The sequence below is a fragment of the Pseudarthrobacter quantipunctorum genome (genome assembly GCF_045291495.1).
Taxonomy (GTDB): Bacteria; Actinomycetota; Actinomycetes; order Actinomycetales; family Micrococcaceae; genus Arthrobacter; species Arthrobacter quantipunctorum.
In genome coordinates, this window is sequence record NZ_CP148033.1 from 4,251,693 (window position 1) to 4,271,582 (window position 19,890).

Here is a 19,890-nt window from a genome sequence, read left to right on the forward strand (position 1 = left end):
GGCGGGAGCGTTGAGTGTCCATTACGGGAGGAGTAGCGTGTGATCCACCTCACCCGCACCCCCTTCAGGAGCAACCATGCCATATCTGGGACGCCGGCTCGCTGCGGTCACTGCAGCGCTGGCGATGAGCGTGACCACCTGTGCATTGACCAGTCCGGCATCTGCCGATTCAGGGCAGGCCGATAAGACCAAGAAAGCCCCTGTAGCCACGGGTTACGGCGGTGCCGTCAGCACCGTGGACCTGGACGCCTCCGAGGCAGCCATCAAAATCCTGCGCAGGGGAGGTAACGCCGTGGACGCCGCCGTGGCTGCGGCCGCAACCCTTGGCGTGACCGAGCCGTACAGCGCCGGGATCGGGGGCGGCGGCTACTTTGTGTACTACGACGCAGAGACGGAGGAAGTCAGCACGATCGACGGCCGCGAGACTGCACCCGACGCAATGCCGCGGACGGCGTTCATCAATCCGCAAGACGGCAAGCCTTATGCGTTCAAGAAGCAGGCCACCAGCGGAATCTCCGTGGGTGTTCCCGGCACGCCGGCCACGTGGGAACGGGCGCTGGAGCGCTGGGGACGGCTCAGCCTTGACGATGTCCTGAAACCCGCCATAACGGTGGCAACCGCCGGGTTTACGGTGGACGAGACGTTCCGCCAGCAAACCGAGGACAACAAGGAACGCTTTGCTCCGTTCGAGGCAACAAGGGAGCTTTTCCTGCCCGAAGGCGCCCCTCCCGCCGTCGGGACAATCTTCAAGAACCCGGACCTGGCCGATACGTACAAGCTCCTGGCCCGTCACGGCATGGACGCCTTCTACGAGGGCAAGCTGGCCGAGGACATCGTACGGACAGTCCGGAATGCTCCTTCAGCACCCGGACCGGATGCGTTGCCCGGCCCCGCGGGCGTGATGACCACCGAGGACCTTGACGACTACGAGGCGCTGGACCAGGAACCCACGCACGTGAACTACCGCGGCTACGACGTCTACGGCATGGCGCCCTCCAGCAGCGGCGGCACCACCGTGGGTGAGGCGCTGAACATCCTGGAAGAGTTCGACCTTCCCGGGCTGAAGGAGGACCAGCCTGCCGTCCTGCACCACTATCTCGAGGCGACTGCGCTCGCGTTCGCCGACCGCGGCAAGTACGTGGGGGACCCTGCCTTCGTCAAGGTTCCCACCAAGAAACTCCTGGATCCGGTATTCGGCAAGGAGCGGGCCTGTGAAATCGACCCGCTAAAGGCAGCGATGAAGCCGGTGGCGGCAGGTGACGCTGCGGACTACAACGGCGTCTGTGACCTTGAGCCTGCAGCACTCGCCGATGAGAAGGACACGGAGAACATTAACACCACCAACCTGACCGTTTCGGACAAGTGGGGCAACGTGGTGGAATATACCCTTACCATCGAGCAGACCGGCGGGTCTGGCATTGTTGTGCCGGACCGGGGGTTCATCCTGAACAACGAGCTCACCGATTTTTCCCCCGTGTTCAGCGACACCGATCCCAACCGCATCCAGCCCGGCAAGCGGCCGCGGTCGTCCATGTCACCCACCATCGTGCTAAAAGATGACGAGCCGTTCCTGGCCCTTGGCTCTCCGGGCGGCTCCACCATCATCACCACGGTGCTGCAGACGCTGATCAACCGCATCGACCTCGGCATGACCATCGAGGAGGCGCTCGCCGCCCCGCGCGCGTCCCAGCGGAACACCGCGAACGTAACCGCTGAGCCGGCGTTTATCGAGGCCTTCCCCACCCTGGACACGCAGTACGGCCACAAGCTCGTGCCGGCGGGTGACGCGTTCACCTCTGCGGCGGAGATCGGTGCAGCGACGGCCATCGAGTTCAGCGACGACGGAAAGAAAGCCACCGCCGTGGCCGAGCCGACGCGCCGCGGCGGGGGCTCGGCGATCGTGGTCAAACCCTCACATGAGCCACGCGAGTGACACGGTAAACCCGGCGTAAACCACGACGGCGGCACCGCAGGTTCCATGATTCAGGAACCTGGGGTGCCGCCGTCGGGCGTTAAGGAGTGGTTACTTCTTGAAGGTGGCCGCGGGTGGGTTGGCCACCACCGGGGAGATTCCGGTGAAGCCTTCGCGGGCCTCGGCGATTTCGCGGATGCGGGCCCGGCAGGCGTACCAGCCGAACACCATCAGGATTGAGGCGATGGCGGTGACGAGCATGGTGAGGGGGGATTCGATGAAGACCATGATCAGGACGCCGGCGAGGAAGAGGAGGGAGAGGTAGCCGGTGTAGGGGGCGCCGATCATGCGGAAGGAGGGGCGTTCGAGCCAGCCTTTGTTGGCCCAGCGGTGGAGTTGGATTTGGCACAGGACGATGGTTGCCCAGGTCATGATGATGCCGACGGAGGCGACGTTCAGGACAATCTCGAAGGCTTGGGCCGGGACGAGGTAGTTCAGGGGGACGCCGAGGAGTGAGACGCCGGCGGTGATGGCGATCCCGCCGTAGGGGACGCCGGCTTTGTTCATGCGGGAGGCGAACTTGGGGGCGGAACCGTTGACGGACATGGACCGCAGGATCCGGCCGGTGGAGTAGAGCCCGGCGTTAAGGGAGGACAGGGCTGCGGTGAGGACGACGAGGTTCATGATGACGTCCACGCCCTGGATGCCGATGGAGCCGAAGAAGGTCACGAAGGGGCTGACGCCTTTTTCGTAGGAGGTGTAGGGCAGCAGCAGGGCCAGGAGGATGACGGAGCCGACGTAGAACACGGCGATGCGGAAGACCACGGAGTTGATGGCCTTGGGCATGATTTTTTCGGGGTTTTCGGTTTCGCCGGCGGCGGTGCCGACGAGTTCGATGGAGGCGTAGGCGAACAGGACGCCCTGCATGAGGATGATCATGGGCAGCAGGCCGTTCGGGAAGATCCCGCCGTTGTCCGCGAGCAGGCTCAGGCCGACCTGCTGGCCGTCCACGGGGGTGCCGAAGATGACGAAGTAGGTGCCCACGATGAGGAAGATGACCAGGGCTGCGACTTTGATCAGGGCGAACCAGAATTCCATTTCGCCGAAGACCTTCACCGAGACCAGGTTCAGCGCCAGGACGACGACGAGTGCGGTCAGGGCCCAGGCCCATTGCGGGACCGCCGCCATCCAGGGGATGTAGTTGCCGAAGAAGTTCATGTAGAGGGCGGCGGCGGTGATGTCCACGATGGTGGTGGTGGCCCAGTTGATCCAGTAGAACCAGCCGGAGACGAACGCGGCTTTTTCGCCGAAGAATTCGCGGGCGTAGGAGACGAACGAGCCCGAGGAGGGCCGGTGGAGGACCAGTTCGCCCAGGGCCCGGAGGATGAGGAAGGCGAAGAACCCGCACACGGCGTAGGCGATGACCAGGGACGGGCCCGCTGCGTTGAGGCGGCCGCCGGCGCCCAGGAACAGGCCGGTACCGATCGCGCCGCCGATCGCGATCATCTGGATCTGCCGGGGCTTCAAATTCTTGTGGTAGCCCTTGTCCTCGGCATGCAGCGCCGATTCAGAAGCATGGGCATGACCACCATCAATAACGTGGTCCGGGAGCGGGGAATTCGACATGGGGGTCCTTGGGGTATCCGTTGGCATGGGGATTACTTGCTCAGGTTGGCGAGGCGCTCAGGGCTGAGGAGTTCCTGAAGCTGGGTGTTGGTGAGGAGTCCGTGTTCCAGGACGAGTTCGGCCACACCCTTGCCGGTTGCCAGGGCTTCCTTGGCGATGGCGGTGGCGGTGGCGTAGCCCAAATGGGGATTGAGGGCTGTGACCAGGCCGATTGACTGCTCCACCGTGCGGCGAAGGTGCTCGGTGTTCGCGGTGATGCCCCGGATGCAGCGCGCCGTAAGGGTGCGGCAGGCGGCTTCCAGGTGGGAGATGCTCTTGTGGAGGCTGTGGACGATGACCGGCTCGAACGCGTTCAGCTGCAGCTGTCCGGCTTCGGCGGCCATGGTGATGGTGACGTCGTTGCCGATGACCTCGTAGGCCACCTGGCTGACCACTTCCGGGATCACCGGGTTGATCTTGCCGGGCATGATGGATGAGCCGGACTGGACGGCCGGCAGGTTGATCTCGCCGAAGCCGGCGCGCGGCCCGGACGAGAGCAGGCGGAGGTCGTTGCAGATCTTGGAGAGCTTAACGGCCACGCGCTTGAGCACGCCTGACAGGTGCACGAAAGCCCCGACGTCCTGGGTGGCTTCGATCAGGTCCGGCGCGGTCACCAGCGGCAGGCCGGTCACTTCGGCGAGGTGCCGGCAGGCAGCTTCTGCGTAGCCCGCGGGTGCATTCAGGCCGGTACCGATGGCGGTGGCGCCGAGGTTGATTTCGTGGATGAGAAGTTCGGCTTCGGCCAGGCGCAGCCGGTCCTCGCCGATGGTGATGGCATAGCTGCCGAACTCCTGGCCCAGGGTCATGGGCACCGCGTCCTGCAGCTGGGTGCGGCCCATCTTCACTACCGTGCGGAATTCCAGCGCCTTGGAGGCGCAGGCCTCTTCCAGTTCAGCCAGTGCGTCCAGCAGTTCCCGCGCGGCGAAAATGGTGCCGAGCTTCACCGCGGTGGGGTAGACGTCGTTGGTGGACTGGCTGAGGTTCACATGGTCGTTGGGGTGCAGGCGGGCGTAGTCGCCCTTGGGGTGGCCCAGGATTTCGAGGGCGCGGTTGGCAATGACCTCGTTGGCGTTCATATTCGACGACGTCCCGGCACCGCCCTGGATGACGTCCACCACGAACTGGTCGGCCAGCTTGCCGTCGAGCACGTCCTGGCAGGCCTGCTCAATGGCGTCCGAGCGCTCGGCATCCAGCAGGCCCAGTTCGCGGTTGGTGCGGGCGGCAGCCAGTTTGACCGCAGCGAGGCCGCGCACCAGGTGCATGTTGGACGAGAGCTTCTGGCCGGTGATGGGGAAGTTCTCCACGGCCCGGAGCGTGTGCACGCCCCAGTAGGCGCCGGCGGGGACGTCGCGGTCCCCGAGCAGGTCGTGCTCGGAGCGGGTGTGCGAAGGTGCGTTCGCGGAGGCGGGGGTATCGATGATGGTCATGTGTCCTTACGGGGCTTCGTTGACGGGTGGGGACAGGGAAGGTTGGCTCAGGAAATCGGTGGCCTGCAGGAGGCCCACCTGGAGGCCGCCCCCCACCACGGGGGCGGTTCCGAGGGCGGCGAGCCCGGTGGTGTCCAGGCCCAGCGCCTCCAGCAGCTTGAGGGTGGCAGGCATGCGGGCGCGGTCGCCGCCGTCGGAAATCTTTACGGCTGCCGAGCGGCCGTCCGCCAGGCCCACCAGCTGGACGCCTTCAAAGCCGTCCTTCGCCACCGCGCCCGGAAGCAGGCGCATCAGCTCGGTGACGTCGCGGCCTGCCCCGGCCACCATGTCCGGGTGCTGCTGCATGGCGAGGCCGACGGCGGCTTCCGCACTGCCGTCGTCGTCCGCGGCGGCGCGGGCAATAGTTCCGAAGGCGCGGGCCATGCCCGGCAGGGTCAGGGCGTACAGGGGCGTTCCGCAGCCGTCTGTGCTGAGGGCGCGGGGTTCCTCGCCGGTGAGTTCGGTGACGGTGGCGGCCACGAGCCGCTGCAGCGGGTGCGAAGGGTCCAGGTAGCCCTTGACCGGCCAGCCGTTGATGGTGCAGGTGGCGGCCATGGCGGCGTGCTTGCCGGAGCAGTTCTGCGTGAGCTGGGTGGCGCGGCCCCCGTTCCGCAGCCACTCCTCCCGCTCGGCCGGGCCGTAGGGGAGGTCCCTGCTGTTGCCGAAATCGCTGACACTGAGGCCGTGCTGCTCGAGGATCCGCAGGGCTCCCTGGCGGTGCTTTGCGCTGCCGGAGTGGCTTGCGGCAGCCAGGGCAAGGAGGTCCGCGGGAAGTTCGAGTCCGGCGCGGACCATGGCGACGGCCTGCAGCGGCTTGAGCGAGGACCGGGGGTAGAACGGTGCAAGCGGATCGCCCGCCGCTGCCGCTGTGGTGCCGTCAGCTTCCAGCGCGATGGCTGACCCGTAGTGGACGCTTTCCACCAGTCCGTCGCGGGTGGCGGCGACCAGGGGGGTGTGCTGCGGGAGGGCGGCAGCACTGAGGGCAGGTGAAAGGGCAGGGGACAGCATGGATTCCTTGGCTGGGGTTGGGCTATTTACTAAGAATGGATTCGAGGGCCAGGCCCACGGCATGCAGGTGGTGGGCCATCGCGGCGCGTGCGTCCCCGGCGGAGCCTGCCTCGATGGCTGCCAGGATGTCCTGGTGTTCGGCATCCGAGGCGTGCTGCCTGTCCGCCACCATGTTCAGGGTTTCGGACTGGTGGGCCAGGGCATCACGGATGTCTGCCACAACGCTGGCGAACACCCTGTTCCCGCTGGCGCGGGCGATGGCTGCGTGGAAGCTGGAGTCCAGGGCAACCCAGGACTCGGGGTCGGTTTCGGTGCGCATGGCGGCCACGAGGTGGCGGAGTGTTTCCAGTTCTTCGTCGCTGCGCCGCTCCGCGGCCAGGCCGGCAGCGGGCACCTCGATGTGCGGCCGGGCTTCCGTGAGGTCCCGCGCTGAGTACTGGCCGAGGGTGAGGTCGTTGGCCACCTTGTCCGCCATGACGAAGGTGCCTTTGCCCGTTTTGGTCACGGTCAGGCCCAGGGCCGTGCAGGAGCGGAGGGCCTCACGAATCACCGAGCGGCTTACACCGTACTGCTGGGAGAGGGTGGCCTCGGAGCTGAGCTTGCTGCCTACCGGAACAGCTCCGGACTCGATGTCCTGCCGGATCGCGTTGAAAACTGCTTCGGCAGCGCTGAGCCGGGCAAGGGGTGCAGGCTGTCCTGCTGTCCGGCTGTCTGACAGGTTCACGCTTTAAATATGGCAGGGGTCACACGTGGTGTCAACATCGGCCGCTTCCGGAAGTGCGGAAAGCGGTGTGCCAGACTGTGCGGCATGACTGATGCCGTGCGCAGATACTGGGACAGCCAGGCTGGGAACTTCGATGTTGAAGCGGACCACGGTTTAGCTGACCCTGCCGTCCGGCAGGCATGGGAGGACTTGCTGCTGCCGCTGATGCCTGTGCCGGGATGCGACGTGGCGGATCTTGGCTGTGGGACCGGCAGCCTTTCTCTTCTGCTGGGCGAGGCCGGGCATCAGGTCTGGGGTGTGGACCTGTCCGAGCAGATGGTGGCCAGGGCGCGGACCAAGCTGGCGGATGCGGGCGTGTCCGCTGACTTCGTGGTGGGCGATGCGTCGGCGCCACCGCGTGCGCATGGCTCGGTTGACGTTGTCCTTGCCCGCCATGTGTTGTGGGCCCTCCCGGATCCTGACGCCGCGCTGGCCCGGTGGACCCGACTGCTGCGGGCGTCGGGCACCATGATTCTGGTGGAAGGGCTGTGGGGAACCGGCGCGGGAATTCCCGCGGACCGCTGCCTCGAACTGGTCCGCTCCCACCATAAGAATGCCACCCTGGCAATGCTGACGGACCCCGCATTGTGGGGCCGCGAGATCACGGACGAGCGCTATGTTGTTGTCAGTACGGCCTAGCAAAGCGCTTCGCCCCTTTGGGCGCGCATGGGTGCCCTAAGGCCCGTTCGATATGGCTTTGCGTCCATGGGAAGATCGATCCCCTGATCGGCATGTTCGTACCGATCTTCCTCTGGTAGTTGATCACAACAGGCTATAAGCTTGCGGTATCGGCTAGAACGGAACGATCGTACCTATCGGAGTGCCATGACCCACAGCTTTGCAGCGATGCTGGCGGGAGAAGTGCGCTCCCGCCGCGCAGTCCTCCGGCTGACACAGCACGACCTCGCCCAGCTTGCCGGCGTCTCCGAGCGCTTTGTCCGCTTCGTCGAGCAGGGAAAGCCGAGCGTCCAGCTGGATTCCCTGGTCGCCGTCCTTGAAACCCTGGGCCTGGAACTGAAGATCGCCGCCCGGACCAGCCCGGCTGCCCGCGCGCTGGCCGGGCCGCCGGCTGAAAACAGCGCTGAACAATGAGGCACCGCATTGCGGACATCTATAAGGCGGGTGTCCTTGCAGCGCGGCTGGAAAGGCATGACGGCGGTACCCGCTTCAGCTACCTGCCCGCCTACCTCCAAACTGGCGCGCCCGCCGTCGCGACTTCCCTGCCGCTCAGCAGCGAACCGGTGCTGTCCGCGGCCGGTGCCGCCCCGCCCTATTTCACCGGTCTCCTGCCTGAGGGCCGCCGCCTGAATGCGCTGCGGCGCTCCATCAAGACCAGCGCTGATGACGACCTGTCCCTGCTCATCGCAGCCGGTGCGAATCCCGTGGGCGACGTGCAGATCGTGGGCCACGGGGAGCCGTTGGACCCGGATGACCATGCGGTCCGGCTCGATCCGAAGAAGCCGGTGGACTTCGACCAGCTGCTGGGGGACCCCGACCTGATCGACCCCGTAGCCTTGGCAGGCGTGCAGGACAAGCTGTCCGCCGGCATGATCTCGGTTCCGGTGACCGGTACCGGGCGGCAGTTCATCCTCAAACTCAACGCGCCCGAATTTCCGCATGTGGTGGAGAACGAGCTGGTGATGTTCCGTTACGCCTCCAAGTTAAGGATCCCCCTAAGCAAAGTCAGGTTGATCCGGGACGTCGCCGGAAGGCCAGGGTTGCTGGTTGAGCGCTTCGACCGGGTCCCCGGACCGGCGGGCCAGCCGGGCGGTGTGCAGCGGCTGGCGGTCGAGGACGGGGCGCAGGTGCTGAAGCTCTATCCGGCGGACAAGTACAACGTGGGCTACGGCCAGGTCTGCCATGCGCTGGCAGACCACTGCGCTGCGCCCCTTCCTGCCCTGAGGAACCTGGCCATCCAGTGCGCCTATGCATGGCTGGCCGGCAACGGGGACCTGCACGCCAAGAACGTCTCAATGGTCCAGCAGCCTTCGGGCGAGTGGACCATTGCACCGGTCTACGACCTCCCCTCCACGGTGGTCTACGGGGACAAGACCCTTGCCTTGTCCATCAACGGCAAGCGCACCGGTGTCTCGCGCCGTCACTTCCTCGGCTGGGCCACCGGGCTCGGGTTGACGGTGCGTGCCGCAGCCCAGGTGGTGGAGATTGCCCTGAAAGCGGCCGGCCCGCTGCTTGCGGACCTGGAGTCCGGGTCCGCCTTCCGGGGACTGAACGGACACCCGGCACAGAACTTCGACGACGGCGGCTCCCCGTTTCCGGATATGGTCACCAGGGCCTGGGTCAAAGAACTCAAGCATCGACGGCGGCTGCTTGAGGGGTAGGCCTGGTGCTGCACGCCCCGTCAATCACCCCTCGTACCACCTCAGCGCCCGCAGTGCGCGGAGGGTGTTCCACCGGCTGGGTTGCCCGTCGCCGTCCTCCAGCGTGAAGTGCACCTTGCCGGGGTGGGTGTTCTCCAGCAGCCACGCGCCGTCCGGCTGCTGCCTGGAGCGGACCACCTCTGCGGCTTCTCCCAGCCGTTCATCCGGTGTGCCTCCGGCGGCACGGAAGTAGTCCAGCCCCCGGAGCACGTCGTAGAACCAGCGGGTTGGGTAGGAGAACTGCAGCCATCGGGGATCCACCTCGGAGCCTGTGCTTTTGCGCCGGTGCAGCCTTCGATCAAGCAGGTATTCCTCGCCGCGGTGCCGGGCCGCCCGGGACGCGCCGGTCCCGCCGGTGGCGTGTTCGTGCTGAAGCAGCCCTTCCAGCACGCAGATAGTGGTGTGGAATGAAGAGCGCGTGGATCCGTGCCCTGCTTCGCAGTTCCATCCGCCGTCGGGAAGCTGTTCACTGACCAGCCGCTCCACCACGGTGTCGACGTTCTCCCCGAAGTAGGCGCCAAGCCCCACCACCATGCCGTTGATGCAGGGCTCGGTTTCGCCCTCGAAGAAGGGCTGGTTGCCCTCCTCCCAACGGCTCTTCTCCCTGACCAGGCTGACCGCCCGTCGAGCTTCCCGGCTGGCGGGGTTCAAGCCGAAATCACGCAGGAGCAGAAGGGTGTAGGTGGTTGCGGTCCATGGCTGGCCGTGGGGGTCGTCGTCGTGGTCAGGCCAGTAGGTGCCGCCGTCCCATTGTCCGTCTGCTCCTTGCAGCGCAAGCAGGCGGGTGCCCCAGCCGTGGGTGGCAACGAGTTCCCGTTCGGCACGCACTTGTTCAGGCGGCGCTCCGACGAGGTCTCGCAGGACCTGCCAGCGGAGGGCCGGATCGGACTCGAGCAGCCAGGCGGAGACATCCATGCCTTGAGGGGAATATTAGAGGTGCTGGATCCCTGCCCGTTGCATGGCGTCCTTGTAGATGTCCACGTTTTTGGCCAGGAGCTCTTCCTGCTTTGCTTCCGAGACGGCGAAGGCGCGCCCTCCCAGCGCTGTGGCTTTGTAGACCTTGATGCCGCTGTTCTTCAGGGACTGGTGATAGGTCTTCTCGAAAAGGGTGAGGAAAGTGGAGGCGTCGGTGCCGTGGGCGATGACGGCCGAGACCCTCGAGTTGATCTTCAGGAACTGCCGGAACGGGCGGAGGCCGTCGGTTTTCTCCTGCACATTCAGGGCTGAGGGCATATCCGCGTCGCGGACCCAGGGATAGGCGTGCCAGGGCATGACGTAGCGGGGATCAAGTTCTGCCAACTCGTAAATCTGGGTGGCCCGGCGGGCGGCCTCATCGTCGTTGTTGTGCGAGACAAAGCCGGATTCGGTGCCCTTGCCGGGGCTGACCTGCAGGCTGACGATCCGGCACTCGTCCTCGTCGTGCACAGGGTCGATGTAAGGGACGACAGACCCTGGCTTCTTTTCCATCAGTTCATCGCAAAGCTGGGTTACCTTCGCAATGTTCGGTTCCTGTAGCAGGGCCTTTTTCTCGTCCCAATCAATCGTCACGATTTCTCCCTCAGCAGCAAGGCGTCCAGAATCAGGCGTCTTAGGCCACTCTACGCTTCCGCGCTAATGGGTGGGCAGGTGAAGTTCTCTCTCCCTTCTGATGGACCCGGCTTGAGCTGTCACGCGTGCTGTTGAATAAGGGAATGCAGTTCACCAAAAAGGGCCTGAAAGCCGATGGTTTCGCCGGCTTCCGTCCCATCGGCTCGCTTGAGGTCATGCGGGTTCCGCAGGGAACCGGTGTCTTCGCCGTCCTGGCGCCGGAAGGTTTCCAGCCCCGCTTCCTCAGGAAAAGCACCGCCGGCGTCTTCAAGAAGAAGGACCCGTCGCTGCCCGAACCCGCCCTCGCCGCCGAATGGGTGGACACCGCCGTCGTCCTCTACCTGGGCAAGGCAGGCCCGGGCAGCAAAGGCAACCGCGGCCTCCGCCGGCAGGTCCAGGAGTTCCAGGACTTCGGACAGGGGAAGCCGCCGGGACACTGGGACGGCCGCCTGGTCTGGCAGCTCGCCGACGCCGAAAAGCTACTCATCGCCTGGAAGGAACTGCCCGCCGAACACCTCGGCAAGGCGGAAGCTGACTACCACACAGCCTTCGTTGAAGAACACGGTAAGCTCCCCTTCGCCAATCTCGTGAGGGCGCGCACCAAGGGGTGAGCCAGGCCTAGGCCAAGCCGGCGTCGTACGTAAAACGCCCAGCAACCAGCGTTGCGGCCACCGGCATCGCAGCAAACACCCCGTCCGGCGCAGCCAAAGGATCGGCGTCCAGGAGAACCAGGTCAGCAGGATCCCCCTCCCGGACCCGCATACGCCCCCGGGTTGAGGCCAGGAGTGCCTGCCCGCGCGTGATGGCTTCCTTGGGATGCCACGGCCCGCGCCCGTCATTGCGCGCCCGGACGGTGGCCGCCGCCATGGCAGCCCAAGGATTGAGCGGCGCCACCGGGGCATCCGAGCCCAGCAGCAGCGAGGCCCCCGCGTCGAGCAGGGAGCGCAGCGGGAAAGCGCGGTCAGTCCGTCCGGGCCAGTTGGTTTCTGCCGCATCACGGTCATCCAGCGCATGGACAGGCTGGACACTGGCCAGCACGCCCAACGAGCCAAAACGCGCCAAATCCTCACGGCGCACAAACTGGGCGTGCTCGATCCGCCCGCCAATACCCGCGCGCTCAAAAGCGTCAAGGGCCACCTGGTTTGCCGCGTCCCCAATCGCGTGGACGGCGGGGAGAAATCCGGTATCCCTTGCCCTTTCCAGCAGCGCCAGCAGCTCCTCCGGCTCCACGGTCAGGAGCCCATGCCCGCCAAAGGGGTAGGGATCCACGCAATAGGCGGTGCGTGTATTCAACGCCCCATCAATGAGCACCTTAAGGGGTCCCACCCGCAGCAGTCCCTTGGCGCCGTCGACCACCTGCTCCGTCCGCATGCCAGCCGCCACGGCGCGCTCAAGGTCGGCAGGGTAGACGCCGGCGTCCACGCGGAGGGCATCGAAACCACCGGCAATGCGCCGAAGCCACGGGTCGCGGTTCCAGGTCATCTCGAAATCCACCACGCCCACCACCCCGCGGGCAGCAGCCGCCGTGGCTGCCCCGGCCACCCAGGTATCCACGACGGCGTCCGGCAGGCGGCCCAGCTCCCGGGTCAGGGCAAAGGCCGGGTCCTCGCGCAGCAGCCCGGAGGCGTCCACCCGCACCTCATAACGCCGGGCCGCAGCGGAGTTGAGCCACACGCTGTGCAAGTCGTGGCTGACCAGCGCGGCGGGCTGGCTGCCGGTTGCGGAATCCAGCAGCGCTAAGGAGGGCGTATCCGCCCACAGCGCGTCACGGAACCCGACGCCAACGGCGGTCACCGCAGGATCGGCGCCGGACATTGAGGAACGTACGACGGCGGCAGCGTCCTGGGCGCTGACGGCGCCGGAGAGATCAATGCGGTTCGCATGCAGCGCCCACTGGGTCATGTGCACGTGCTCGTCCCACAGCCCGGGAATCAGCCAGCGCCCGCCGGCGTCGAGGACGCGCGCGGCACCCGGGGACCCAACACCCGCCGCGAGCCGGCTTACGCGCCCGGCGCTGATGTGCACGCTGGACAGTGCGGCGTCCCCCGGCATCCGCACGTCTGCGAGGACCAGGTCTGTCACGCCGGACCGCGCAGCCGTTCCATCTCGCGGCGGTCCTTCTTGGTGGGCCGGCCGGCTCCCCGGTCGCGCTGCGGCAGGCCGAGCGCTGGGGCAACCGGGCGCGGCGGCGTGTGGTCGGTGAAACAGTGCGAGGCCGGCTCAGCCCCCACGCGCTTGTTGATCAGCCGGCGCACTTCCAGGATGCGTTCGTAACCGGACATCCGGACGGTTACGGTATCGCCGGTGACCAGCGTGGCTGACGCCTTGGCCGGGCTGCCGTTAAGCCGGATGTGGCCCGCACGGCAGGCGGCCGTCGCCGCGGAGCGGGTCTTGTAGGCACGGACGGCCCACAGCCATGCGTCGATGCGGACACTGGCGGGGGAGGAAGGAAGGCTGGTCATGGCTGGCACCGAGTATAGCCCGGCCTTTACCCGGACCGGGCTGCGTTCCAGCCAGCTCAGCTCAGCTACCCGACCGTCACGCTCACCCGCTGCGCCACGTTGTTGCCCATCCCCTGGTAGTTCCAGTTCTGTTCCAGGGGCTGGGTGGCTCCGGTTGCGTCCGTGGCCCGGCAGGACAGCACATGCTCGCCCGGATCCGCCACCCAGGGCATGGTCCACTTCCGCCACGCGTATCCGCCGGCGGGCTTTTCGAGCTGGGCAGGCAGCCAGGCACCATCAATGCCTACCTCCACGGACGTGACCGCCCCTTCGCCGGACCAGGCCCTGCCCTGCAGCAGCACCGGACCCGGTTTCAGCATCCGCTGGCGGGTAAGGAAGTCCGGGATGCCCGGCGGAACCATCAGCGAACGCACCCTGATCCGCGATACCGGAGTGCCGGCGTCGTCCTCTGAAGCCTGGTAGCGGTAGGCAACCTCCTGCTGGAAGCCCTTGAACGGCGTGGTGACCACCTCGATGGATTCCAGCCATTTCACGCTGGCCATGCCGTACCAGCCTGGCACCACCAGCCGCAGCGGGAAGCCATGCTGGGGCGGCAGTTCGCTGCCGTTCATGGCGTAGGCAAGGACGACGTCGGGACGCAGCGCCTCATGGATCGGCAGGCTGCGTGCGTAGCGGTGGGGGACGCCGCCCTGGACGCCCTCGTCCACCCCGGTGAACACCACTTCAACGGCGTGCGGGTGGACGCCCGCCTTGCCCAGGAGGTAGGCCAGTGGGACGCCTGTCCAGTGGGCGGTGCCCACGCCTTCCAGGAGCCACGGCTGGCTGACCGGCCGCGGGTCCAGGAGCGACCGTCCATTCCCGGCACACTCCAGGGTGACGGGAACTGTGATGACGGGGTCCTTGTGCAGGGCGGCCATGGTCAGCTCCATGGCCATGTCCACCGCGCCGCTGATCCGCAGGTGCCAGGAGGACTCGTCAATGTCCGGGATGTCGAAGTGGGTCAGGACGTAATGCAGCCCCGGGGGAGTGATGTCCCGGCGGAGGGCCTCCAGCGGCATGGAGTGGTTGCGGGCCCCCAGTTGGAGTTCCTCCCGGGTGATCGGGCCGGTGGTGGGCCCGGCCGCGGGCGGAGCCGGAATGTTCGCCGCTGCGGCCGGACCGGTGGACTGCTGGCTGGTGAAGGTCTGTTTCATGGTGGTGCCACTCCTGCTTGGACGGCTGGGACGTTCCCTTTCCACAGGTCTACGCCAGCCCCGAAGCCCCGTCAACGCCCCACCCAATTGGAGTTTTTGTCCAGATATGCGCACTTGGAGGCCGGCAATGTCAAGTGGTGGGAGCAACGCGGGGTGGTTAGGCCGCTTGCAGCAGCTGGTTTAGCCGGTTGGCTGGGGTGTCGAGGTTGAGGGTCGGTCGGGGGCGGCGGTTGAGCTTTGCCGCGATGCGGTTGAGGTCCTCAGGGGTATGGGCCGAGAGGTCGGAGCCTTTTTCGAACCAGAACCGCAGGAGCCGGTTGGTGTTTTCATTGGTGCCGCGCTGCCAGGGCGAGTGCGGGTCGCAGAAATAGAGCGTGGTTTCCAGCGCGGTCTGGATCTTCGCGTAGCCGGCGAGTTCTGTGCCGCGGTCCCAGGTGATCGAGCGGCGCAGGTGCTCCGGGAGGTTCGCCATTTCCCGGATCATCGCGGCGGCGACGGTTTCGGCGGTGTGGTCCCCGGGCAGGTGCAGCAGGATCGTGAACCGGGTTGAGCGCTCCACGAGAGTGCCGATCGCGGTCCCGTCAGAACCGATGATCAAGTCACCTTCCCAGTGCCCGGGGACTGCCCGGTCCTGGACCTCGGCGGGGCGTTCGCTGATCTTGAACGCCTCCTTGTAGGGGCTGCTCTTGAGCCGGTCGGCGGTGTGGGGGATGCGTTGTTTACGTTTCAGGCTGAGGTTTTCGGCCAGGTCTTTCCGCAGGCTTCCGCGGGTTTGGACGTATAGGGCCTGGTAGATCGTCTCGTGGCTCACCTGCATAGTCTGGTCACCGGCAAAGTAAAACGCCAGCATCGACGAGATCAGCTTAGGGCTCCACCCATCGTCCATCCACACCGCGATCAGCCGGCACAAATCCTCGTCCTCGATGAGCTTGAAGGGCTTGGGCCGGCGGCGTGCCTGATGGGCTCTGGTGTGCGCGACTTTAGCGTTGTACCTGCCCTCGGCGTCACAGTTGCGGTTGACCTCCCGCCAGATGACGGACTTGTCCCGTCCGATGGCCGCACCGATCTTCGCGTAGCTCATCCCGGCTTGCCGGCCCATCTGAATCATCCCCCTCTCGGCTTCGCTTAGTGCCCGCCCGCAGGAGACCTCCACGGACGGGGCAGGATCTGCCAGGCCGCCATGGGCCGAGATGCTCAGCGTCATCTGACCAGACTCGGCCCACCACTTCTTCCCGGTCCCGCGCGAGGCTCCGACACGCCGTGCAGCCTCACTGACGGACGCGCCGGAGCACACCAAATCAAGAAAATCATCACGAACATGGACAGGAAACAACTTCGGCATCAAACGCTCCATCAATCAGAGCGTTGCAACCACCATATGAATCTGCCGCCCCGGAAGTCGGCATATCTGGACAAAAACTCTGGGGATCTACAGGACCGGGCGGGAGAGGAACTCGCGCAGGCTGATGGGGTCCTCGCCGGTGAGCCCGTGGACATCCGGCGATATCCCCGCCATCTCACCGGACGCGATGGCTGTATACGTGCTGACCCACGCGTCCACCTGCCAGGGCGGGGCGCCGTAGGAGGCCCGCGAAGCGTACGCCTCCTCCACCGTCTCCGGCTGGTACGTGATGGTGCGGCCGGTGCTCTCGGTGATGATGCCCGCGGCCTGCGCCAGGGTTAGCTCCTCCGGGCCGGTCAGGCTGTAGGTAGCGCCCTTGTGGATGGCGGGGTCCCGCAGGACGGCCACCGCACAGCGGGCGATGTCCTCGCGTGCCACCCCTGAGAAGATGCCATCGCCGGCCGGTCCGCGGATCACGCCGTCCTCCCCGGCCAGGAGCGGCAGGAAATCCAGGTAGAAGTTGTCCCGCAGGAACGTGAAGTCCATGCCGGACGCCCGGATGTGCTCCTCGGTGGCGTAATGGTCCCGGGCCAGGGTGAAGGTGGCATCGGGCGCCGCGCCGTATAAGGACGTGTACACCACGTGCTGCACCCCGGCGCCTGCCGCAGCATCAACGAAGGCCGTATGCTGCTGCACCCGGTCCTGCGTTTCCGAGGCGGACACCATGAACAGTACTTTCACGCCGTCCAGCGCCTGCCGGGCAGCCGCGGAATCCTCGTAGCTGCACACGGCCGGCGTGGCGCCGTCCAGCACGGGCGCGCGGGCAGGATCGCGGACCAGCAGCCGCTGGGCGGAACCCAGTTCAGCGAGTTGCCGCGCCACCATCCCGCCCAGCCCGCCGGTGGAACCCGTGACGCCGAGGGCAAGGACGTCAGCAGGCAGTTCCGCTGCGGAAGTCACGGCCGCCCTATGCTTCCCGCGCGGCCGGTGACTTGGTCTGGGCGGGGTCCCGCTCAGCCAGCGATCCGATGGCGTCGTCGATCTTCTTCAGGACCTCCGGTTCAAGCTTCACCCCTGCCGCCGCCACGCTGTCCGCGATCTGCTCAGGCCGCGAGGCGCCGACGATGGCCGAGGCAACGTTCGGGTTCTGCAGCACCCAGGCCACGGCCAGCTGCGGCATGGACAGGCCGGCTTCCTCGGCGACGGGCTTGAGTTCCTGCACGCCGGCCAGGACGTCGTCACGCATCCAGCGCTCGATCATCTTCGCGCCGCCCTTTTCATCCGTTGCGCGGCTTCCTTCCGGGGCCGGCTGGCCGGGCAGGTATTTTCCGCTGAGCACGCCCTGGGCCATGGGGGACCAGACAATCTGGGACACGCCCAGCTCCTCCGACGCCGGGACAACCTCAGCCTCAATGACCCGCCACAGCATGGAGTACTGCGGCTGGTTGGAGATCAGCTGGAAGCCCAGTTCCTTGGACAGCGCGTGGCCTTCGCGCAGCTGCTCCGCGGTCCATTCGCTGACACCGATGTACAGGGCCTTGCCCTGCCGGACGATGTCCGCAAACGCCTGCATGGTTTCTTCCAGCGGCGTCTCGAAGTCGTAGCGGTGGGCCTGGTAGAGGTCCACGTAGTCCGTCTGCAACCGGCGCAGCGAGCCGTTGATGGACTCCATGATGTGCTTGCGGGACAGGCCAAGATCGTTCTTGCCCTTGGGGCCGGTGGGTCCGTAGACCTTGGTGAAGATCTCCAATGACTCGCGCCGCTCATTCTTCAGCGCCGCGCCCAGGACCGTTTCCGCGGCCGTATTGGCGTAGACGTCGGCTGTGTCGAACGTGCTGATGCCGGCGTCGAGTGCTGCCCGCACGCACTGCGTGGCGACGTCGTTCTCCACCTGCGAGCCGTGCGTCAGCCAGTTGCCGAACGTGATTTCCGAGACTTTGAATCCGCTGTTTCCGAGGTATCTGAATTCCATGGGTTTCACGCTAACCCAGATGGTTGCTCAGGGTAAGGGCTGTCTGCCCTTCGAAGCGGAGCCTTTGGGATCTGCGTCCTTGGCGGCCTCCGCCGCGGCCCTGCTGATGTGTACCGGGCCAGACAGGGACACCAGCGATCCGGTGTCCAGCGGCCCCAGGACGTGGGGAACCTGCGGTTTCTTGAAGGACCGGGGCAGTTCCCGGGAGGGGCGGCTGTTATCCAGCGCGGACTCAACCAGGGGCGCCACTTCCGCCACCTCTTCCGCCGGCACCTGGGGATCGGGCAAGTCCCGCACTGAAACCTTGATGTCCGGAGTGGCGGACCGCGCCTTGGCCGCGGCCCGGGCGTCTGCGTCCGCGACGGCCGCGGCCCAGTCGTCCGCGAGGACCGGCGGCTCATGGCGGGCGGCAGTGAGTGCCGGGTGATGGCCGACGGCGGTGCGCAGCGAGGTTTTCAGGTGTCCGGGCTTCAGCGCGGTGCGCCAGTCACGGCGCGCTTTCCGCGGCACTGGGCCGGCGGCGGCATCGCCGTTGGGATCGGCTCCGCGGTGCTGGAGCCGCGTCCCGTAGAGCTGTACCAGCGGGAGGGATTCTTTCCTGGAGCGCCGGCCGAACAGGGCCATCAGCACCGCAGCCGCAAGGCGGCCAAGTCCAGCCAGGACCAGGGTGAGGACCCCCAGCAGAAAAAGGACCAGGAACATCAGGAAGGCGACGCCCACGGTGCCCAGGAACGTCAGGTTGAGGATGAGCGTGTCCGGATTTTCCACGTCATCTCTCCTCTCTGCCTGGGCAACAGCTCCCTCTCCACCTTACGGATTTTTGGGGTGCCGTGCCGTCGGACGCAGGGGCGCGCCCCCGGTTGTAGCAAAGCTGTTACCGCGTGTGACAGCATCTGGTGCATGACGGTATCCACCGACCAGGAAAACTGCCCGTGCCTGTCCGGGGAGCAGTACGGGCAGTGCTGCGGACGCTTCCACCGGGGCGAAGCGGAGGCTGCCACCGCTGAGCAACTGATGCGTTCCCGCTACTGTGCGTTCGCCCTGCTGGACACGAACTACCTGCTGCGCACCTGGCACCCCCGGACAGCACCTGCGGAGCTGGAGCTGGACCCGGGGATGCAGTGGCGCCGCCTGGACATCCTCTCCACGTCCCGCGGCGGACCGCTGGATACCGAGGGAATGGTGGAGTTCACGGCGTACTACCGGCACGGCAGCGAGCGCGGCGTCCTCCACGAGACCAGCCGGTTCGTGCGGGAAAACCGCCGCTGGCTCTATGTGGACGGGGACGTCCAAGCCTGACTACTCGTTGTCGTAAGCGCTGTCCGGCGTGAAGCCGGCCCGGTCCACCTTGCGGTGGAACCGCATGCCGGCGAGTCCACCCAGGACGGCGCCAACCAGGGCAACCGCGGCCACCACGACGGCGGCGATGATGCTGGTTGTGGTCAGCTGGCCTTCGTTGATAGGGATCCGCGGGAAGCTGTTGAGGTTGGCCAGCACGTTGAACTGCTGACCTGCCACCAGGCCCAGGATGGACACGAGGATCGCTACGATCAGCGCCCAGATCCACACCATCAGGCCCTGTTTGGCACCATTGAAGCGCGCCATCCTGCCTGCCACGTAACCACCGGAGTAGTAGGACAAGAACAGGATCACCAGCAGGACGATGATGCCCACCAGGCCCACCGTGCCCTGGTTCCGGGCTGCCTGGCTGACTGCCTCGTTCACGTCGGTGTTGGTGGCCAGGCCAACAGCAGTTCCTGCCGCTGCCACAAAGGCGGTGAGCAGGACGGCCATGCCGGTGGCGGTCAGCCAGCCGAAGAACGCGGATCCCACCTTGATGCCGCCGAACTGCTCCTTCTCCCGGGCCACGGCCGTCTGCCGGTCGGTCAGGTTGGGATCGGCGGCCGGCGCAGGAGCCGCGGGAACGTACTCCCGTTCGGCGGAGGCGCCGGCCGGTCCGGTACGGTCAGGCACCCGGTCGTAGGTGGAGGTCGGTGTGGCATCGCTGGCCGGCACCTGCGGGTAGGAGCGGGTGGGCTCGCCGCCCACGGTATCGCCGCGGCGGCTCCCGTCTCGGTCAACATCCTCGCGGGCGCGCCTCGGGGGCAGGTTCTCTGGGTCTGTTGAGCTGCTCATGGCACC

General features: G+C 66.4%; 20 protein-coding genes. 6 read left to right on the forward strand and 14 right to left on the reverse strand.

The genetic code is table 11. From position 1 onward, the window contains the following. Window positions 1–76 precede the first annotated feature (76 nt). Window positions 77–1,933 carry a gamma-glutamyltransferase gene (gene ggt, locus WHH00_RS19410; protein WP_406635374.1) on the forward strand — a complete coding sequence of 619 codons (1,857 nt, stop codon included), beginning with the start codon at window positions 77–79 and terminating at the stop codon, window positions 1,931–1,933. Window positions 1,934–2,023: 90 nt separating this feature from the next. Here ggt and WHH00_RS19415 read toward each other — a convergent pair whose 3' ends face one another. The 4 genes from WHH00_RS19415 to WHH00_RS19430 are packed head-to-tail and all read right to left on the reverse strand — an operon-like array spanning window position 2,024 to window position 6,775. Further along, entirely contained in the window at window positions 2,024–3,538 is a 1,515-nt protein-coding gene (locus WHH00_RS19415) for an amino acid permease (RefSeq protein ID WP_406635376.1), read from the reverse strand. Window positions 3,539–3,570: 32 nt separating this feature from the next. Continuing rightward, on the reverse strand, window positions 3,571–5,004 hold the full coding sequence (locus WHH00_RS19420; RefSeq protein WP_406635378.1) for an aspartate ammonia-lyase: 1,434 nt from the start codon (window positions 5,002–5,004) through the stop codon (window positions 3,571–3,573). Window positions 5,005–5,010: 6 nt separating this feature from the next. Then, window positions 5,011–6,051 carry an asparaginase gene (locus WHH00_RS19425; RefSeq protein WP_406635380.1) on the reverse strand — a complete coding sequence of 347 codons (1,041 nt, stop codon included), beginning with the start codon at window positions 6,049–6,051 and terminating at the stop codon, window positions 5,011–5,013. A gap of 22 nt (window positions 6,052–6,073) precedes the next feature. After that, a complete protein-coding gene (locus WHH00_RS19430) occupies window positions 6,074–6,775 on the reverse strand; it encodes a FadR/GntR family transcriptional regulator (protein WP_350003642.1) in 702 nt (233 codons plus the stop codon). Between the two features lie 84 nt (window positions 6,776–6,859). Here WHH00_RS19430 and WHH00_RS19435 point away from each other — a divergent pair, with 84 nt between their 5' ends. The 3 genes from WHH00_RS19435 to WHH00_RS19445 all read left to right on the forward strand — a co-directional run bounded on the left by WHH00_RS19435 (window position 6,860) and on the right by WHH00_RS19445 (window position 9,153). Then, window positions 6,860–7,453, forward strand: a complete 594-nt coding sequence (locus tag WHH00_RS19435) for a class I SAM-dependent methyltransferase (protein ID WP_406635382.1) — start codon at window positions 6,860–6,862, stop codon at window positions 7,451–7,453. 186 nt (window positions 7,454–7,639) lie between these two features. Then, window positions 7,640–7,906, forward strand: coding sequence for a helix-turn-helix transcriptional regulator (locus tag WHH00_RS19440; protein WP_406635384.1), 267 nt, complete (start codon window positions 7,640–7,642; stop codon window positions 7,904–7,906). Beyond that, complete coding sequence (locus tag WHH00_RS19445; RefSeq protein ID WP_406635386.1) at window positions 7,903–9,153, forward strand: type II toxin-antitoxin system HipA family toxin; 1,251 nt, start codon at window positions 7,903–7,905, stop codon at window positions 9,151–9,153. Before WHH00_RS19440 ends, WHH00_RS19445 begins: the two co-directional genes overlap by 4 nt. A 24-nt stretch (window positions 9,154–9,177) precedes the next feature. Here the strand turns inward: WHH00_RS19445 and WHH00_RS19450 are convergent, their stop codons facing one another. Further along, window positions 9,178–10,107, reverse strand: coding sequence for a hypothetical protein (locus WHH00_RS19450; RefSeq protein WP_406635388.1), 930 nt, complete (start codon window positions 10,105–10,107; stop codon window positions 9,178–9,180). Between the two features lie 15 nt (window positions 10,108–10,122). Continuing rightward, window positions 10,123–10,740, reverse strand: a complete 618-nt coding sequence (locus WHH00_RS19455; protein WP_350003647.1) for a uracil-DNA glycosylase — start codon at window positions 10,738–10,740, stop codon at window positions 10,123–10,125. Window positions 10,741–10,883: 143 nt separating this feature from the next. Between WHH00_RS19455 and WHH00_RS19460 the strand changes: the two genes are divergently transcribed. After that, window positions 10,884–11,390, forward strand: a complete 507-nt coding sequence (locus WHH00_RS19460) for a hypothetical protein (RefSeq protein ID WP_406635390.1) — start codon at window positions 10,884–10,886, stop codon at window positions 11,388–11,390. A 7-nt stretch (window positions 11,391–11,397) separates the two neighbouring features. Here WHH00_RS19460 and WHH00_RS19465 read toward each other — a convergent pair whose 3' ends face one another. The 7 genes from WHH00_RS19465 to WHH00_RS19495 form a co-directional block, all read right to left on the reverse strand. Then, a complete protein-coding gene (locus WHH00_RS19465; RefSeq protein ID WP_406638705.1) occupies window positions 11,398–12,831 on the reverse strand; it encodes an amidohydrolase family protein in 1,434 nt (477 codons plus the stop codon). A gap of 26 nt (window positions 12,832–12,857) precedes the next feature. Continuing rightward, entirely contained in the window at window positions 12,858–13,241 is a 384-nt protein-coding gene (locus tag WHH00_RS19470; RefSeq protein WP_231457165.1) for an RNA-binding S4 domain-containing protein, read from the reverse strand. 65 nt (window positions 13,242–13,306) lie between these two features. After that, the gene (locus WHH00_RS19475; protein WP_406635392.1) at window positions 13,307–14,434 is read right to left on the reverse strand and encodes a sulfite oxidase; all 1,128 of its coding nucleotides are present in this window, start codon (window positions 14,432–14,434) and stop codon (window positions 13,307–13,309) included. 157 nt (window positions 14,435–14,591) lie between these two features. After that, entirely contained in the window at window positions 14,592–15,776 is a 1,185-nt protein-coding gene (locus WHH00_RS19480; protein ID WP_374152828.1) for an IS30 family transposase, read from the reverse strand. An 87-nt stretch (window positions 15,777–15,863) separates the two neighbouring features. Beyond that, complete coding sequence (locus WHH00_RS19485; protein WP_406635394.1) at window positions 15,864–16,736, reverse strand: SDR family oxidoreductase; 873 nt, start codon at window positions 16,734–16,736, stop codon at window positions 15,864–15,866. 7 nt (window positions 16,737–16,743) lie between these two features. Further along, window positions 16,744–17,748: an aldo/keto reductase family protein gene (locus WHH00_RS19490; RefSeq protein WP_231457168.1), complete on the reverse strand. Its 1,005-nt coding sequence runs from the start codon at window positions 17,746–17,748 to the stop codon at window positions 16,744–16,746. Between the two features lie 27 nt (window positions 17,749–17,775). Beyond that, window positions 17,776–18,516, reverse strand: coding sequence for a hypothetical protein (locus WHH00_RS19495; protein ID WP_406635397.1), 741 nt, complete (start codon window positions 18,514–18,516; stop codon window positions 17,776–17,778). A gap of 132 nt (window positions 18,517–18,648) precedes the next feature. Here WHH00_RS19495 and WHH00_RS19500 point away from each other — a divergent pair, with 132 nt between their 5' ends. Beyond that, window positions 18,649–19,047: a YchJ family protein gene (locus WHH00_RS19500; protein WP_406635399.1), complete on the forward strand. Its 399-nt coding sequence runs from the start codon at window positions 18,649–18,651 to the stop codon at window positions 19,045–19,047. On the opposite strand, the gene WHH00_RS19505 is transcribed toward WHH00_RS19500, so the two are convergent. Beyond that, window positions 19,048–19,884: a TIGR04086 family membrane protein gene (locus tag WHH00_RS19505; RefSeq protein WP_406635401.1), complete on the reverse strand. Its 837-nt coding sequence runs from the start codon at window positions 19,882–19,884 to the stop codon at window positions 19,048–19,050. It lies immediately after the preceding gene. Between the last annotated feature and the right edge of the window lie 6 nt (window positions 19,885–19,890).